General features: G+C 40.4%; 23 protein-coding genes. 16 read left to right on the top strand and 7 right to left on the bottom strand.

What is annotated here, in order from left to right; translation table 11 throughout:
- The 5 genes from CP948_RS08930 to CP948_RS08525 all read left to right on the top strand — a co-directional run.
- The coding region (locus tag CP948_RS08930; RefSeq protein WP_219350207.1) for a hypothetical protein at nucleotides 1–202 on the top strand (202 nt) is incomplete at its 5' end.
- A gap of 218 nt (nucleotides 203–420) precedes the next feature.
- Nucleotides 421–1272, top strand: coding sequence for an MBL fold metallo-hydrolase (locus CP948_RS08540; RefSeq protein WP_096603481.1), 852 nt, complete (start codon nucleotides 421–423; stop codon nucleotides 1270–1272).
- A gap of 9 nt (nucleotides 1273–1281) precedes the next feature.
- The gene (locus CP948_RS08535) at nucleotides 1282–2307 is read left to right on the top strand and encodes an EAL domain-containing protein (RefSeq protein ID WP_096603478.1); all 1026 of its coding nucleotides are present in this window, start codon (nucleotides 1282–1284) and stop codon (nucleotides 2305–2307) included.
- 34 nt (nucleotides 2308–2341) lie between these two features.
- Entirely contained in the window at nucleotides 2342–2971 is a 630-nt protein-coding gene (locus CP948_RS08530) for an EAL domain-containing protein (RefSeq protein ID WP_096603475.1), read from the top strand.
- Nucleotides 2968–3396 carry a tetratricopeptide repeat protein gene (locus CP948_RS08525; RefSeq protein ID WP_096603472.1) on the top strand — a complete coding sequence of 143 codons (429 nt, stop codon included), beginning with the start codon at nucleotides 2968–2970 and terminating at the stop codon, nucleotides 3394–3396. Before CP948_RS08530 ends, CP948_RS08525 begins: the two co-directional genes overlap by 4 nt.
- Here the strand turns inward: CP948_RS08525 and ffh are convergent.
- Nucleotides 3393–4703: a signal recognition particle protein gene (gene ffh, locus CP948_RS08520; protein ID WP_096603469.1), complete on the bottom strand. Its 1311-nt coding sequence runs from the start codon at nucleotides 4701–4703 to the stop codon at nucleotides 3393–3395. The genes CP948_RS08525 and ffh overlap by 4 nt on opposite strands.
- A 17-nt stretch (nucleotides 4704–4720) precedes the next feature.
- On the opposite strand from ffh, the gene miaA reads away from it, so the two are divergent.
- A complete protein-coding gene (miaA, locus tag CP948_RS08515; RefSeq protein ID WP_096603466.1) occupies nucleotides 4721–5650 on the top strand; it encodes a tRNA (adenosine(37)-N6)-dimethylallyltransferase MiaA in 930 nt (309 codons plus the stop codon).
- Here the strand turns inward: miaA and hpt (CP948_RS08510) are convergent.
- From hpt (CP948_RS08510) to hpt (CP948_RS08485), 6 genes are all read right to left on the bottom strand, one after another.
- A complete protein-coding gene (hpt, locus tag CP948_RS08510; protein WP_338033542.1) occupies nucleotides 5618–6088 on the bottom strand; it encodes a hypoxanthine phosphoribosyltransferase in 471 nt (156 codons plus the stop codon). The genes miaA and hpt (CP948_RS08510) overlap by 33 nt on opposite strands.
- Before the next feature lie 577 nt (nucleotides 6089–6665).
- Nucleotides 6666–8222: a sigma 54-interacting transcriptional regulator gene (locus CP948_RS08505; RefSeq protein WP_096603463.1), complete on the bottom strand. Its 1557-nt coding sequence runs from the start codon at nucleotides 8220–8222 to the stop codon at nucleotides 6666–6668.
- 8 nt (nucleotides 8223–8230) lie between these two features.
- Nucleotides 8231–8617 (bottom strand): SCP2 sterol-binding domain-containing protein, encoded by a 387-nt coding sequence (locus CP948_RS08500; protein ID WP_096603460.1) that lies wholly within the window; start codon nucleotides 8615–8617, stop codon nucleotides 8231–8233.
- 49 nt (nucleotides 8618–8666) lie between these two features.
- Nucleotides 8667–9002 carry a DUF2173 family protein gene (locus CP948_RS08495; RefSeq protein ID WP_096603457.1) on the bottom strand — a complete coding sequence of 112 codons (336 nt, stop codon included), beginning with the start codon at nucleotides 9000–9002 and terminating at the stop codon, nucleotides 8667–8669.
- Nucleotides 9003–9014: 12 nt separating this feature from the next.
- Nucleotides 9015–9356 (bottom strand): DUF2173 family protein, encoded by a 342-nt coding sequence (locus CP948_RS08490; RefSeq protein ID WP_096603454.1) that lies wholly within the window; start codon nucleotides 9354–9356, stop codon nucleotides 9015–9017.
- A gap of 149 nt (nucleotides 9357–9505) precedes the next feature.
- Complete coding sequence (hpt, locus tag CP948_RS08485) at nucleotides 9506–10045, bottom strand: hypoxanthine phosphoribosyltransferase (protein ID WP_096603452.1); 540 nt, start codon at nucleotides 10043–10045, stop codon at nucleotides 9506–9508.
- A 161-nt stretch (nucleotides 10046–10206) separates the two neighbouring features.
- On the opposite strand from hpt (CP948_RS08485), the gene CP948_RS08480 reads away from it, so the two are divergent.
- From CP948_RS08480 to CP948_RS08440, 10 genes are all read left to right on the top strand, one after another.
- The gene (locus CP948_RS08480; RefSeq protein WP_143441280.1) at nucleotides 10207–11088 is read left to right on the top strand and encodes a rolling circle replication-associated protein; all 882 of its coding nucleotides are present in this window, start codon (nucleotides 10207–10209) and stop codon (nucleotides 11086–11088) included.
- Between the two features lie 139 nt (nucleotides 11089–11227).
- Nucleotides 11228–11533 (top strand): hypothetical protein, encoded by a 306-nt coding sequence (locus CP948_RS08475; protein WP_096603448.1) that lies wholly within the window; start codon nucleotides 11228–11230, stop codon nucleotides 11531–11533.
- Nucleotides 11534–11672: 139 nt separating this feature from the next.
- Complete coding sequence (locus tag CP948_RS08470) at nucleotides 11673–11948, top strand: hypothetical protein (protein ID WP_096603445.1); 276 nt, start codon at nucleotides 11673–11675, stop codon at nucleotides 11946–11948.
- A gap of 3 nt (nucleotides 11949–11951) precedes the next feature.
- The gene (locus CP948_RS08895) at nucleotides 11952–12089 is read left to right on the top strand and encodes a hypothetical protein (protein WP_180764115.1); all 138 of its coding nucleotides are present in this window, start codon (nucleotides 11952–11954) and stop codon (nucleotides 12087–12089) included.
- A complete protein-coding gene (locus tag CP948_RS08465) occupies nucleotides 12070–12576 on the top strand; it encodes a hypothetical protein (RefSeq protein WP_180764114.1) in 507 nt (168 codons plus the stop codon). Before CP948_RS08895 ends, CP948_RS08465 begins: the two co-directional genes overlap by 20 nt.
- Nucleotides 12573–12788 carry a hypothetical protein gene (locus CP948_RS08460; protein ID WP_096603440.1) on the top strand — a complete coding sequence of 72 codons (216 nt, stop codon included), beginning with the start codon at nucleotides 12573–12575 and terminating at the stop codon, nucleotides 12786–12788. Before CP948_RS08465 ends, CP948_RS08460 begins: the two co-directional genes overlap by 4 nt.
- Entirely contained in the window at nucleotides 12785–13189 is a 405-nt protein-coding gene (locus tag CP948_RS08455) for a hypothetical protein (RefSeq protein WP_096603438.1), read from the top strand. Before CP948_RS08460 ends, CP948_RS08455 begins: the two co-directional genes overlap by 4 nt.
- Nucleotides 13190–13191: 2 nt before the next feature.
- Entirely contained in the window at nucleotides 13192–15066 is a 1875-nt protein-coding gene (locus CP948_RS08450; RefSeq protein ID WP_096603435.1) for a hypothetical protein, read from the top strand.
- Nucleotide 15067: 1 nt separating this feature from the next.
- A complete protein-coding gene (locus tag CP948_RS08445; protein WP_096603432.1) occupies nucleotides 15068–15289 on the top strand; it encodes a hypothetical protein in 222 nt (73 codons plus the stop codon).
- 2 nt (nucleotides 15290–15291) lie between these two features.
- The gene (locus CP948_RS08440; RefSeq protein ID WP_096603429.1) at nucleotides 15292–15876 is read left to right on the top strand and encodes a zonular occludens toxin domain-containing protein; all 585 of its coding nucleotides are present in this window, start codon (nucleotides 15292–15294) and stop codon (nucleotides 15874–15876) included.
- Nucleotides 15877–15952 lie beyond the last annotated feature (76 nt).

The raw sequence follows: 15952 nt of genomic DNA, 5'->3' as shown, positions 1-15952 counted from the left end.
CTATGAACTTTACGATCTGTTTGTGTTTTTTGTTTCTCATTCTAATATTATCTCCCCATTGTGGGGAGCTTTTTTGCTATTTTTTAAACAGTCTCAGATTGTTAAAAACGAGTTTTCTGGGCGTAAAATATACTGCAGTATGAAGAGAGTGCTCATAACGGGTGTAAGAAGGATAGGTTTTCACATTTTCATTTTTCCATAGTGGTGGCACTCACTGAGTTTTTGCTTGATGCCCAAAGTATGACAGGGGAGATCATAAATTTGGACAAGTGTTAGGATAACAGTACCTTTTAGCGGTGGAGTAGAAAGCACTATCCTACTTTACATGTACCTTCAAAAGGGGTATTTGGTTTATCCCGTTTATGTAGAAACCGTATTAATTATAACACCTGCTAAGTTAAAGGAAGAAATTATTAAAGTATGGCGAATATAAAGAAGAGGCTCGATTGCAATGTACCAGGAGACTTTTTTGTCGATGCAAGCTGTATAGACTGTGATATCTGCAGAGAGATTGCACCTTCTATTTTTGGAGACGGTAAAGGCACTGCCTGTGTGGTAAAACAACCCCAAGAGCAAGAGGAGAGGGAAAAAGCTCTTATGGCTTTGCTATCATGCCCTGTTTCCGCTATAGGAACCTTGAAAAAAGAGGGTATACGCCAAGTGATAGAAAAGTTTCCTATACAAATAGAAGATGGTGTTTATAGATGTGGCCTTTCTTCAAGAAAATCTTACGGTGCTATGAGCTACTTTGTTCTGCATCCTGAAGGCAACTGGATGATAGATAGCCCACGGGAAAATGCACATCTTCTGAGAAATATTAAAAAACTTGGCGGTATCAAATACATCTTTTTAACGCATGAGGATGATGTAGCGGATGCAGAGTTTTATGCAAAGGCTTTTTCCGCAAAGGTGATCATACACGAAAAGGATGCACACGCTTATCCCCATGCCGATATAATACTCAGTGGAGACCAACCTGTGTCCATTGGAGAGTTCACACTAATACCCACACCCGGACATACAGCAGGCCATACGGTAGCACTCTACAGGAACTTCCTCTTCACAGGAGATCATCTTTGGTACTCTCCATCCAAAAAAAGCTTGCATGCATCAAAAGAATACTGTTGGTACTCATGGGAAGAGCAGATAAGATCCTTAGAAAAGCTTCTTCACTTCAGGTTTGAATGGATACTCCCGGGACATGGCAGGAGCGTAAAGATGAAAGAAGAAGACATAAAAAGGCAGATAAAAGAACTTATTAAGCGTGTATAATTTTTAAAGGTGGTAAAGAAGCTCCTTGTGATTTTCACATATTCAGAAGATACAGCAAAGATGTTTTCAGAAACAATTAAACACTATGGGCTCTATTATCAGGTGGTAGGCTCAGCGGTATTAGTTTTTGCACAGAGAGGGGAGGATCTTCTTGAGCTTCTATTAGACATAGATAAAGAAATGTTAAAAGGTTTTAGATATCTCTTAAAAGATGTTGATGACAACACGAAGATAGACGCATTTTATTTGATCAGAGAAGTGCCCAATACGGTAAATTTAGAAGAACTTGCGGACAGGCTTATACACACAGTCATAAGTGATGTGTTTTATGAAGTAAACATTCTTTTCCATCCTATAATCGACCTTAAAACGGGAAAAGTATTTGCTTACGAAGCTCTTTGCAGGCCACCTATAAAGATCACAGACCTTCTTAGTATAGGAAAGTCCACTTCTGCTTATACGGAGGACTTTTGTAGAACTAAAGCCATAAAATCTGCAAGCGAAAAACTCAAAGGTAATACAAAACTGTTTATAAACTTCCACCCTCGGTTCTTAACAGACCCTTTCAAAGTCTTTGGCGATTTTATATCAACCGCTTTATCTTATAACCTTCAACCTTCAAGAGTAGTTATAGAGCTAACTGAATACGAAGAGCTAAGACTGAGCGTTGTCAGGAACTTTATAAGCTTTCTGAAAGAGGAAGGAGTTAAGGTTGCCCTTGACGATGTAGGCAGTGGCTATTCTGGTCTTTTTTATCTTTCAGAGCTTAAACCTGACTACATAAAGATAGACATGGAGCTAATTAGGGACATACACAAAAATAACTTCAAGAAGGTTATAGTAAACCATCTGATACAGATGGCTCATACGGAAAACATTAGGGTTGTGTGTGAAGGCATAGAAAAGAAAGAAGAGCTTGAGTGGTTGAGACATGCAGGTGTAGATTACGCTCAAGGCTTTCTTTTTGCCAAACCTTCTCCCGAGCCAAACTCGTCTCTTGTAGAGAAAATAGCAAAGATATTAATAGAAACTTGACCACAATTCACATTTGGCATAGTTTTTTCTTAGAATGCTATACGTTGAAGATAGAAAAAACTTAAAGGTTTATGCTCTTTTAGAAAATGTCGTGGAACTGGATACGGGAAACTTACATGGATACAGAGTTGTTTCAAGAGTACTTTACGGCGATGAAGAAGTAAGCTTTACAGAAATTGCTAACAGAGACCTGAAAATGAAGATAGAAATGGCTGTTTTAGAAGCGCTAAAATCTTTGGATAAAAAGGGCATACTCTTTATAAATCTTCCCATATCTATAAACATAGAGAGCCTCCCTTTATACGGGAAGAATCTGGTAGTAAACCTCCCTATGGGTATGGGACTTAAGAACCTGTATATTTACAGAAATAGGGTAAAAAAGTGTGGATTGGGCATAGCCTTGGACGATTTTACCACCATAGGTTATGAACTTAAAGATTTAATGTTTGGAGCTTTCGATTATGTGTTCTTTAGTGACGAATTTTACACAAAAGCCAAAAAGGAAGATGTAAAAAGAGCGGTGGAGCTGGTAAAGTACTACGGATCAAAGGTATGTTTCAAGAAAATAGATACCACAGAGAAGCTAGAACTGGCAAACAGATTAGGCGCACAGCTTGGGCACGGATTTATGTTTGGATACGAACAAATAAAGGCTCATATATGAAAAAGTTCCTGATCCTTACCTTAGCTTTTGTATTTTCTTGCGGAGTTCCAAGGATAGTCATTCTTGAGGATAGTCTGAGCGCACAAGAACACCTGAACTTAGGCTACATATACGAAAAGAAAGGAGACCTAAAATTAGCTAAAGAGGAGTACAAAAAAGCTATACAAAAGGACAAAGGCATGTGGGAAGCGTATTTTAACTTGGGCAATGTTTACGCAAAGGAAGGCAATTACAAAAAAGCAGAAGAAGAATACAGAAAAGCTCTGCGTCTAAAACCACAGGAACCTGACATACTTAACAACTTGGCGTGGGTTCTTTTCAAACAGGGTAGGAAGGAAGAAGCTTTATCAATCATAAATCAAGCTATAAGCATAAGAGACAAACAAGAGTATAGAGAGACACTCAAAGAGATAGAGGGTCATTAAAACCTAAAGGGGAATTTGGGTAGAGAACCGCCAGATAGAAGCCCTCTCATACTCTTTATTGCCTTCTTCATCTCCTCGTACTCTTTTAAAACCTTGTTCACATCTCCTACAGTGGTACCGCTACCTTTTGCTATCCTTACTTTCCTACTCATATTGATGATCTTGGGATTTTTTCTTTCCTCTTTCGTCATGGAGAGGATTATGGCTTCTGTCTTCTTGAACTTCTTTTCGTCTATCTTCACATTCTTTAGTTGTGCACCTATTCCCGGCAACATACCCAGAAGTTTGTCTAAGGGTCCCATACTCTTTATAAACCTTATCTGCTTGAGCATGTCCTCAAGGTCAAACTCTCCTCTCATGATCTTTGTAGCAAGCACCTGAGCCTCATCTTCTGGTATGACTTGCTGGGCTTTTTCTGCAAGACTTTGTATGTCTCCAAGTCCCAAAATTCTCTGAGCTATCCTGTCAGGATAAAAAACTTCTAAGTCCTCTATCTTTTCTCCAACACCTACGAACTTTATGGGCACACCTATAGCGGACTTCACAGAAAGAGCTACTCCACCTCGTGCGTCTCCGTCCATCTTGGTAAGAATAACCCCAGTCAGTGGAACAGTTTCGTGAAAGACCTTTGCCACGCGCAGAGCTTCTTGTCCTTGCATAGCGTCAGCAACGTAGAGCACTTCTGAAGGCTTCACTGCTTCCTTTATCTGCTTGAGTTCTTGCATGAGCTCTTCGTCCACGTGCAATCTTCCTGCGGTGTCAAGAAGTAGGTAATCCATTCCTTCCTTTAAAGCCCTTTCCTTTGATTTGACAGCTATACTCACGGGTGAGGTTTCATCAAAGCGGTAGTAAGGGACGCCTACCCTTTCTGCAAGCTTTTCCAGCTGTAGCATGGCTGCGGGTCTTCTCACATCTGTTGAAGCAACAGCCACTTTAAAGCCTTGGTTTTTGAGAAAATGAGCTACTTTACCTATAGTGGTAGTTTTGCCTGTACCTTGCAAACCTACAAAAAGCACAGTTCCCTTCTTTATGTCCGCTTTTTCTCCACCCAGTATGTTAGTCAGCTCTTCGTATACGGTAAGCACTATACTGTCGGTGGGTGAGATGTTCTTTTTGAGGTCTTCAGTCAGCACTCTTTCCCTTACCCTTTTGAGAAAAGCTTTTGCAACATCATAATCCACATCCGCTTCCAAAAGCGCAGTTCTTATTTCTCTGAGAACATCGTTAACTTGCTTTTCGGTAATTTTTCTTGTGCTACTTAGCTTAGAGAGACTCTTATTAAACCTTTCTATTAGCAGGTCAAACATAATATTTAAATTATAGCATGCTACTGGTAATAGGTGGTCCTACAGCAAGTGGGAAGTCTTCAATAGCTTGCCTGGTTGCTCAGGCTCTTAATGGTGAGATAATAAGCGCCGATTCTATGAGTGTTTATAAGTACATGGACATAGGCACAGCAAAACCTGTAGAATGTATGAAAGTGGTAAAACACCATCTTGTTGATATACTTGAGCCAGGTGAGGTCTTTGACGCAAAAATTTTTGAGGAAATGTCTGTAAAAGCCATAGAAGACATAAAGGGAAGGAAAAAGGTCCCTATAGTATGCGGTGGCACATACCTTTACATACAGGCACTTCTGTATGGTATAGAAGAAACGCCTCCACCCGATTGGTCCCTTAGACAAAGACTTTACTCAATAGCAGGAAGAAAGGGCAGTGCTTACCTTTACGAAAAGCTAAAGGTGGTTGATAAAAAATACGCCATGAAGATATCGCCACAGGATAGCAGGAGGATAGTGAGGGCTTTGGAGGTCTTCCTTCAGACAGGCAGACCCTTTTCGTCTTTCCACAGGTGGGGGGCACCACGCTTTGAGTTTAAAGGTTTTTACACAAAACTAAGTTGGGAAAGCCTTTCCCGCAATATAGAGAAAAGAGTAGTGCAGATGCTTGAAAAAGGCTTAGTTGATGAGGTAAAAAAACTCTTGGACATGGGTTTTGAGAACTTCCTGACCTCACAACAGGCTATAGGATACAAGGAGTTAATACCTTATCTGAAAGGTTTGATAAGCTTAGAGGAAGCAGTGAAGAATATAGTGAAAAACACAAAAGATTATGCCAAAAGACAGATAAGGTGGTTCAGAAGGCAAGGGTGGGAGGAAGTAGATGTGGAAAAACTCGGTATAGAAGGCAGTGCTCAATTCATATTGAAAAAAGCTTTAGATTTAGATTTCCTCCACTGCGTAAATGCCCCTTAGGTTTCTACCCTCCTCGTCCCAGTCAAGCCCGTAGCCCACAAGAAAAGCATCTGGAACTTTGAATCCAACATACTCTACCTCAACATCTACCTTTCTCCTTTCGTACTTATCAAGAAGTACGCATGTTCTTAGCATCTTGGGTTCTCGCATACTTAAAATACTTTTTATCTCCTTGAGCGTATAGCCAGTATCCAAAATATCGTCCACTAAAAGCACCTTTTGTCCTTCTATATCCATACTCAAGTCCTTCACTATCTTCACATGACCTTCGCTCAAAGTACCAGAGCCGTAGCTAGATACCCACATAAAGTCTATCTTCACAAGCGTGTTTATGTATCTAACTAAATCAGCCAAGAATACAAAGGATCCTTTAAGAAGCCCTATGGCAATAAAAGGTTCTCCAAAGTCATGCTCTATAGTTTTGGCAAGTTCCTTCACTCTTTTTTTTATCTCCTCCTTCGCTTATTATGAGTTTTAACCTTTTACCCTTTACGCTCGTGTATTGCATACCACTATACTAACATCTTGTCAAGTCCTTTTTATATGATTTATATCATATTGTCATTTATAGCTAAATTTGGAAGGTGTCAAATATAAACTCTAAAACAGTCTTAGGATAACACTATCTTTAACCTTTTCTTACCTTCCGTCTTTCTTTATCTTTTTTCTGTGGATTTGCTTGAGTATTCCCTTAATGAGCTTGATACTGATCTTTTAGATGTCCTAACTTCAGAATGGCAAGGTAGACAGGTGCGTCTTTCACATAATGCGGTTCAGTTAGCTAAGTTATATCCTGTTTGGTATCTTAGGAAACTTCGCAGTGTCCCTGTTTTTTTTCAATGGCAAATATGCTGTGCGTCCTATTCGTTTGCGTTATTTTTCAAGGACTTATTACTCTTGGATAAACACTCTCTCTGTATCTATCACCTTTGTGTGTTCAAGGACTGTAGAAAGCGCATCTTCGTAAGGAATCATAGAGGCTACCTCCTACATCTAATTTTAACCTGAGAAAGGCTCACTTACCTATGCCTAACTCTTTCATCTTCCTCCAGAGAGTGGTCCTGTGCATGCCTAAAACTTTTGCTGCAAGGCTTTTGTTCCAGCCTGTCTGTTCAAGCACGCGCCTTATCCTCTCTTTGTCTTCTTCCACATGGGAACTTTCTTGAGTCTCTATTTGGAGGTCTTCGGGTTTTATGATGCTTCCTCTGCAGGTGATGGCCGCTCGCTCTATGATGTTTTCAAGCTCTCTCACATTGCCCGGAAAGTCATATGACAGCAAGATCTTTACAGCCTCTGCAGACAGTCTTTTTATCCTCTTTGAGTACTTTTTTGAGAACTTTTCCACAAAGTGGTTTATTAGCAGTGGCAAATCTTCCTTTCTTTCCCTTAAAGGAGGAAGCCATATCCTTACCACATTTAACCTATAGTAGAGGTCCTCACGAAACTGTCCTTTTTTGACAAGCTCCTTAAGGTTTTTGTTGGTGGTAGCTATTATGCGCACATTGGCTTTTCTGGTTTTGGTATCTCCAAGCCTTTCAAACTCTTTGTCCTGCACAAGATGTAAGATCTTTGCCTGAAGAGAAAGGGGCATATCACCTATTTCATCAAGTAGTAAAGTACCACCATCCGCTATCTCTACCTTGCCGGGTTTGTCCCTTAGTGCTCCTGTAAAGGCTCCTTTTGCATAGCCGAATAGTTCTGCCTCCAACAGACCCTCTGGTATGGCGGTGCAGTTTATCTTTACAAAGGGTTTATCCCTGCGCGGTGATAAGTAGTGTATGTACTTAGCAAGTAAGCTTTTACCTGTGCCTGTCTCTCCCTCTATTAATACATTGGTGTCATACTCCGCTACCGTTTTTGCCAATTCTATGGCTTTTACTACCGCAGGGTTTTTGGAGATGATGGTGTCCTCCTCCCCTACTGCGCATGTGCTAACCTCTTGGATCACGTAAAAAGACACCACATAACCAAAGCCCAATTTCATGGGTGAGATGAGCACAGAAGCTTTTTGCTTCCCACAGGGTGTGTGAATATAAACATCAGTGCGCTCTCCCTCAGGTGGCAGTTCCTCTAAGCTAAGGTCTACTAAGTCCTTTAGGTTCTTACCTATAAGGCTTTCCTTTTCGTCCCTACAGAGCACCCTCTGAGCTATGCTGTTATGTTCTAAGACCCTACCCTCATTGTCTAACACAAGTATGGCTTCTACAATGGAGTTTAGTATGGCTTCTTTGTAGGTCCTTTGTCTTTCTGCCTCTATGATGCAGTTTACCACATTGCTCACATCTCTGAAAAGCTCTATAACCATTGATCCATCTTGTATAGGGTTCATGCTCCAGCACACATGCCTGTCAGTAGGTGTTTGTACATCATAAACCTGTACCGCCTGACTTTCCTCTAAGACATAATCCATAGGACAAAAGGAGCAAATGGAAAAAAGCCCTCTGCAGGATATACCTATCTTTAGATTTCCCCCAAGTAATTCCTGAGCGGAAGGGTTGAAATAAACTACCTTTCTATCTTTGTTTATGACAAGGACCCCCTCGTAAAGGGAGTCAAATATGCTCAGGTCCATAGAGAAGATTATACATTCCAGTCTGTGGGAACTCTGCCCATCATTCTTAGGCTTTCCTCAAAGGGTCCCATGTACTTCATGGCGGTGATCATGGAGCCTTTGAATTTGAGCCTTTTGGTAAGCATGGCTGCTTTGGGTCCCATCTCACCTGTTGCAAGCTTTTTCCAATTTTCAAGGCTTGCCCACATCTCAAAGTCATATGCCTGACCATTAGCCTTTCCAGCACTATTGGCTATACCATTTTCCACTATAAGCTCCACCGCATCATCTTCTCTGCCCTCTATGTAGTACTTTATGGTAGCGGAAAAGTCTTTGAGTTCGCTTTTGAGCTTATCATTTTTGTTCCACTCTTCCATGTAAGCCTTTATCCAATCCTCAGACAGAAATTTGTACATCATAGACCTCCAAAAAAAGAAAAAAAGAAAGGAAGAGAGAGGGAAATGCTTATTTACCTGCTTCTTCCCTTAGAGCCTTGAAGACCTCGTTGAAGGATACCTCATCGTTGTTCACGAAAACTCCCACATTACCCACCACGCACACTGAGTACTTAGGACCAGTTAGTGCCCAGCCTATGAGAGGAGTCCACTCCTGACCGGAGAAAGCGGTATATCCTTGGGTTTGCATCTCCGCCATCATGGTGTTGGCTGCACACATCATAGCTGCCATTGCAGCATGTTCTTCTGATATGTTGCCTTTGTAAGCAAGCAGTTTGCCATCGGGAGAAAACTCGCCCGCTGCCCATACACCTTTTATGCTCATAAGCCTGTCCAAGTTCGCCATGGCTACACCTCCTTAGATGTATTTAGAAAGTGTTTCAAATACTTTGTCAAAGTCTGCCTTATCAAGCTCTACAAATACGCCCACATTACCCATAATGCACGCTGCGTATTTACCACCTGCTACAGCAAAGCCCATCACAGGGTAAAAACCACCCTGACCTGTGTATGCGCTCCAGCCCTTTGCCTGCATGTTGCCCATGAGCTTGTTAGCAGCACACATCATAGCAGCTATCTCCGCAGACTTCTCATCAATATCTCCATAATAGGCAAGAAGCCTGCCATCGTCAGAAAACTCACCTGCCGCTATTGCGCCAGGAATTGACATGAGCTCTTTAAGTTTGCTAAGGGTCGCCATCGCAACCACCTCCTTTTTGGATTTACACTCAATATTCATGCAAATTTCGTGCCAAAAAAGTGATCAAAAAAAGCTTACAGTTCTGAGGATTTTTCTACTAAAGGTTTAGAGAATGTGTTGCATGTTGCAACAGTGTTGCAACAAAAAGGTTATACTCCCTCTACAGCGTAAATGCCCCTTAGGTTTCTACCCTCCTCGTCCCAGTCAAGCCCGTAGCCCACAAGAAATGCATCTGGCACTTTAAATCCCACATACTCTACCTCAACATCTACCTTTCTCCTTTCGTACTTATCAAGAAGTACGCATGTTCTTAGCATCTTGGGTTCTCGCATACTTAAGATGCTTTTTATCTCCTTGAGCGTATAGCCAGTATCCAAAATATCGTCTACCAAAAGCACCTTTTGTCCTTCTATATCCATACTCAAGTCCTTCACTATCTTCACATGACCTTCGCTCAAAGTACCAGAGCCGTAGCTAGATACCCACATAAAGTCTATCTTCACAAGCGTGTTTATGTATCTAACTAAATCAGCCAAGAATACAAAGGATCCTTTAAGAAGCCCTATGGCAATAAAAGGTTCTCCAAAGTCATGCTCTATAGTTTTGGCAAGTTCCTTCACTCTTTTTTTTATCTCCTCCTCGCTTATTATGAGTTTTAACCTTTTACCCTTTACGCTCGTGTATTGCATACTACCATTATCTTCTGGTGTCAAGTCCTTTCTATATGATTTATATCATATTGTCATTTATAGCTAAATTTGGAAGGTGTGAAAGATAAAGTCTAAAACAGTTCCAAGATAGCATTATCTTTTACTATTCTTTTTGCTGTTCCTTTCTTTATCTTTTTTCTGTGGATTTGCTTGAGTATTCCCTTAATGAGCTGGATACTGACTTTTTAGATGTCCTAACTTCAGAATGGCAAGGTAGACAGGTGCGTCTTTCTCATAATGCGGTTCAGCTTGCTAAGTTGTATCCTGTTTGGTATCTTCAAAAGCTTCAAAAAGTCCCTGTCTTTTTCAATGGTAAATATGCGGTGCGTCCTATTCGTTTGCGTTATTTTTCAAAGACTTATTATTCTTGGATAAAGCATATAAACATACCTGCTCTTAACTGGGTGCTCATCACTCTTACTTTGTCCCGTTCTTGGGATTTAACCTATGTATGGGCTAATATTGGCTTCTGGCTTTCTGACTTCTTTCAGCGTTTTAGGGCATATCTTAGAAAGAAGGGATATAAGAATTTTCGGTACTTTTGGGTTATAGAGGTTCATGAAGATGGTTATCCTCATGTTCACATATTAGCATCTTTCCCTTTCGTTAGCATTGAGCGTATATATAGTTGGTGGCGTTCTTTCTCTTCTAATCTTTCTGCTTTTCAAGGTGTAGATGTCAAGTTTATTGGTAGAGACACAGAAAAGATAAAAGCTTATCTCTTGAAGTACTTGGTTAAGTCTGCTCACAAATACTGGGCTTTTTCTTTGCGTGATAATAAGGTGCGTGTGCGTCTTTCTACATGCCTTATGTGGTACTTTCGTGTGCGTCTATTCTCTATGAGTAGAAATTTTATTCGTCCTTCTTTCTCTTCATCTTCATCTTTGCTTGGCTGGTTAAATCTTTACGACTTTTATCGTGTGTACTTTTTGACTTTCTCTATTCCTTTTTCTGAGTTCTTCAAGGGTTTCTATGACTGTGTAGGTTTTGAGCGTGATCCTCCTTTTTTCTCTCTAAGTTGAATACAGTTTAATTTTTAAGTGATAAACAGTCTTCACTTAGTCCTAAATTCAAACTGTTAACTACTTAAAGGTGTGTGCTTATTTGCATTATTTTTTGTTTTTTCTTACTTTAGTCTTAACTAACTAAAGGGGGTGTGATATGACAGGTGGCATGGGTTCTCCTCTCAAGTTAAAAGTCCTTCTTGTGGAAAAAAGAAGGACTTGGGAAAAGAATGGTAGACAGGGAGCTATATATCAGTTATACGGACAGCTTTTTAATGAGCGTCCTGAGTTTCCTCTCTATTTGGTTGTTTCTGCTCCTTTGACTATGTCTATAGTTCCAAATACCGTGCTTGATGTTCCCATCTCTGGCATAAACATTTCTCTCGGTGATCCTCTTTCTGCTTCATCTGGTTTTGATTTTGATGTGCCTTTTGATGTTGTCAAAGACAAGGAGAAAAAGTAATGGATCCTCAGTCTGTAGCTAATATGATGGTTTCAGCTTTCGGTACCGCGTTTATGGGGTCTGTGCCTTTCTTTACTGGGGCTTTCTTCCTCGTGTGGGTCTTTACTATTCCCATATGGATTTTGAAGAGGTTGTAATCATGAGAAAGTCAAAGCTTATAAAGGCTTACTACGGCGGTGTTGCTGGTCTTTTGGACTTGTTTAAAGATGAAAAAGCTCATGTCAAAAAGCTAATACTTGCTATGGTTGAAGAGATGGAAGGCTTACCTTTCCCTGTGGATTGGACTAAGGGCAAAGAAGATGCTTATTATTGGCATACAGTTTATGAGATAGCTATCAAACACTTTAACCAATTAGCTAATCAGTCAGCTAACAATTCATCTAACCAAAGTTTAAAAACTCTTAAGGAGGTGTAAGAGATGGATATACTTCAGCAAGCTCAACAGGCCGTATCTGGTCTTGTTTCTGGTGTTCAAGGTTTGCTTGGTGCTGTAGCTTCCATTTTGATTTTCTTCGTTACCTACAAAATCATCAAGCGTGCTCTTGGCAAAGCTTAATCGTCTACTCCTACTGCTTGTGCTTGGGGCGGGGTTCTCCCTGCCTCATTTTGCCTTTGCTTGTGTTTGGTCTACCTTTCACATAGACAGCAATACTACTTATAGCGGTTGTATATGCTACGGTGAGATGGGAGCTTATCCTGTTTATCCTCAAGGTGATCTGACACAGGAAGATGTGAATAATTATTGCTCTTCTCGTGCTTCTTCTTCAGATGTTGTTTATGACTGTGTTTTAAATGGCTCTTCTTGGCAGTGCTCTTGCATTCTTTTTGACTGTAGCAATTATCCATCTGATCCTTTTGCTCCTTCTCCTCCTTCAGGTGGTGCTGGTGGTGGTTCTACTTCTCCATCTCCATGTTCTACTGTTTGGGATTTGAAAAACACACTTACTGGCATCAAGCAAGCATTTTTAAATATTTTTGTTGGTGTTGGTTTTGCTTTTGGGCTTCTCGCATCTGGATTTTTCATATTGAGGGTTTGGGCATGATGGTTTTGTTGTTTCTTTTGATGTTTGGTTTTGTATTTGCTCAGTCTCAGTGTGAGTGTGCGGACTATGTGTTGGCTCTTAATCAGCTCAATGAAACACTTAAGGACTTTAAAATTCATCTCCTCGGACTTGGCATTGGACTTGCTACTGTTATGGGTCTTCTTGCTTCTGTCATAGTGGGTAATGCTCTTAGAAGGAGTGGTGAAAAATGAGGCTACTCTTTCTTCTCCTTCTTCCCTTTTTAGCCTTTGCTCTTCAATGTGGTTTTGAAGATGTAGGCGGTAAACAAGCGTGCGTATGTAGGGAAAGAAATCAAATGCAAATAGTAGATAATAGCTATTGCGGTGCTTGTTCTTGTGATACAATAGAGCAAGTCCTACAAGATTTTGTAAATTCTGCTAAGAATACATCAATTTTTCAGTTCCTTCAGGGCTTCTCTCTCAATGTGGGTGGTACTCCTCCACCACCTATACCTGTCAATCTCCCTCCCTTCGTTAATACAGCTATAGACATTGCAGGCAATCCCGTTATGGTTTCTCTATTGGTTGCAATGAAAACAGCTTGGATTATCTTCGCTACCATTCTCTCCTACTTTATCATCTTCAGGCGTTAGCCATGCGTTGGCTTTTCTTCTTTCTCCTTCTTTTTGCGTTTGCCTTTGCTCGTGTGAATGTAGTGGTTGCTCCTGTGATACCTGAGATGCCTAAGGTTTCTAATGATGATGTACTTTATCAGCTTGAGATGATGTGGCAAAAGTCCCAAGCTTATGATGAACAGCTTCAGATATTAGAGGAAATGTGGCAAAGGTCTACTACAATAGAGCAAACTGCTATAGATAATTTGCACATTTCAAGACAGAGCTATGAGCAAAGCTTAAGTGCATTTAGGCGTAGTGCTGATGAATACATTTCTGCTCTTCAGTCTGGCTCTTCTGGTGTTCTTTCTAAGGCAAGTGCTTTGCAGTCTGCTACTCGTCAGTTGCTACTTGATACACTACAAACTCAGCTTGTGATATCTGAGGTGTATCCTTCTGTTTCTCCTATTGTTCCTTACTCTCTTCGTGCGGTGAATGAAACAAAAGCTTTTAATGTGCTTTTAAATCGTGCTTTGTCTGGTCTTGAGCTTTTGGCTAAGCTGGGTATCTCTCTGGTTCAGTCTTTCTTTTTAGACTTTTCACATGTAAACCTTGTGGAAGAAAGTCATTTGGCATTGATGCGTAGGCTCTATTGGTACATTAAACAGATCACTGGGACTTTAGATGTTCCTTACTTTAACTTCTCTGTTCCTTTGCCTCAGTTGTCTTTCCCATCTGTTGAAAATCCTTATCAGCTTTGTTATGGTGGGTTTCTTGTTGCGGGTTGTAATGATTGCTTCTCTTCTTATGTTGATTGCCTCTATCGGAGTGATGGTATGATTACTTATCTCTATTGGATAATTTCTCGGAATTGGGGTTGTCCTCCTTCTATTTCGCAGTCTGATTGTATTTTTGATCAGCACTATACTTTTACTGATATCTACGGAAATGTATCTTATGGTAAGCCTGCTCTCAGCTGTCTGCAGGAAGGAATAGCAAGGTGGCAAGCTCAGGTGTATGCTTGTATGCTATTTAGTTTTTCTCCTGTTTGGAATAATGGCATTAATCTTGATTTCCTCGCTAAGAAGTATACAGAATATGGCAGTCCTTACTACTGCGGTTTTGGTGGGTATACAGTTTGCATGAATAAAAGCGTTACTTGTAAAGTGTCCTTTAATGTGGGTAAGCCTAAGATGACTACATGCGGTATTACGCTTGGTTTGTTCTGTGGTGGTAGCTTTAATGTTGACTATATTCAGATTTCCACTGATGATAGCGTAGAGTGTTTTGATCTTCCCTCTCCTCGTACTCCTGGTGCTACAATTTCTATTGGTGGTGAGGTAAAGTATACTCTTCCTCCTGATCTTTCACAAGATGAGCAGGAAAACCTAAAAAGACAAATTCAAATTGTGCAGTCTTGGAATGATGCGGTGGATAATACTCAAACTGCGGTACAAACTCTACCTTATGTTGATAATCTTCCCTATGTGGATACTGACACTGCTTTAGATCCTAACCTTGAGCTAAGAGAGAGGATAGAGAGAATAAGGCGGGCTATTTCTGATCCTGATACTTTGCTTATTTCTCCTGAGCTACAAACTCAGCTTTTGCCTTCTCCTTATGTCTTTCCTGACATAGACATAACTGTAGATGAAACAGAATTTATACCTTATGTGAATTATCTTCTCAGTCAGGAAGTTCAGCCTGTCATTACATTGACAGATGCTATAACAGAGGAGCTAAAAAGACAGTGTGAAGAGGCTCAAGCTAAGTTTGATGATCTTTTGAAGGATTTGGACAGTCTTTTTATGGGTGTGTTTAAGGGTCTTGCGGTTGCCTTTGGCTTTTTCTCTGCTCTTTTAGTCTCTTACAGTGTCTTCCTTCTCTGGCAATCAATACCTTTAAGGAGGTTATAACATGTGTATGTTTTATTGTGGCTTTACTGCTGTGTTAAAGGGTGTTCTTGCTTTTATTCTCGGCGTGCTTTCTGCTCTTTCTATTCCTATAGCTCCTCTTTCCTCGCTTTACATTGATAACTGGTTTCTTGCAAACTCTGGCATACCACAAGCTATAGGCATACTCTCATATGCTCTTACAATTCGCTTTGTTTTAAATCTCATTCCTTTTCTCAGGCTTTAGCCATGGCTATAGTTTTCATCACAGGTACTCCTGGAGCTGGCAAAACATACTACGCTGTTAAAAAGCTTCTTGATGATCTTAAAAAACCTTCCGTTTTGGTTGTCTCAAACATTGACGGTTTGGAGCGTGATAAACTCAGCTTCTACTTTGGCAAGGAAGTGGATAATTTTATGTATCTTGATGAGTTTTTGGCTCTTTGCTATTCTTTCGCTGGCATGCATTACGATGGAAATTACAGGGTAGGGTTCTTAACCATCTTGAATGTGGACTTTTGGAAACGCTACATAATCCCTACTTTGTACAAAGAGCGGGATTTTCGTAAGGTAGTCTTCTATCTTGATGAGTTCCAAAGCATCATAGATGAGGACACAGATCTAACACAAGTCCAAAAGTTCTTTTTTGACTATCACAGACACTTGGGCGTGGACATCTACATTATCACACAAAGCATTCAAAGAATGAATAAAGCAATTCGTAATCTATCTGAGATTGAGCTAAGGCTTGTAAATCTCCGTATTTTTGGTCTTTCTTCTGTTGTGGTTTTGAAAACAATCATCGGCGGTGTAGTGAGACTGTTTAAAAAATAGCAAAAAAGCTCCCCACAATGGGGAGATAATATTAGAATGAGAAACAAAAAACACAAACAGATCGTAAAGTTCATAG

It is taken from the genome of Hydrogenobacter hydrogenophilus (assembly GCF_900215655.1).
GTDB lineage: Bacteria > Aquificota > Aquificia > Aquificales > Aquificaceae > Hydrogenobacter > Hydrogenobacter hydrogenophilus.
Note: the sequence above shows the minus strand (reverse complement) of the source record. Positions and strands in the feature narration are given on the sequence as shown.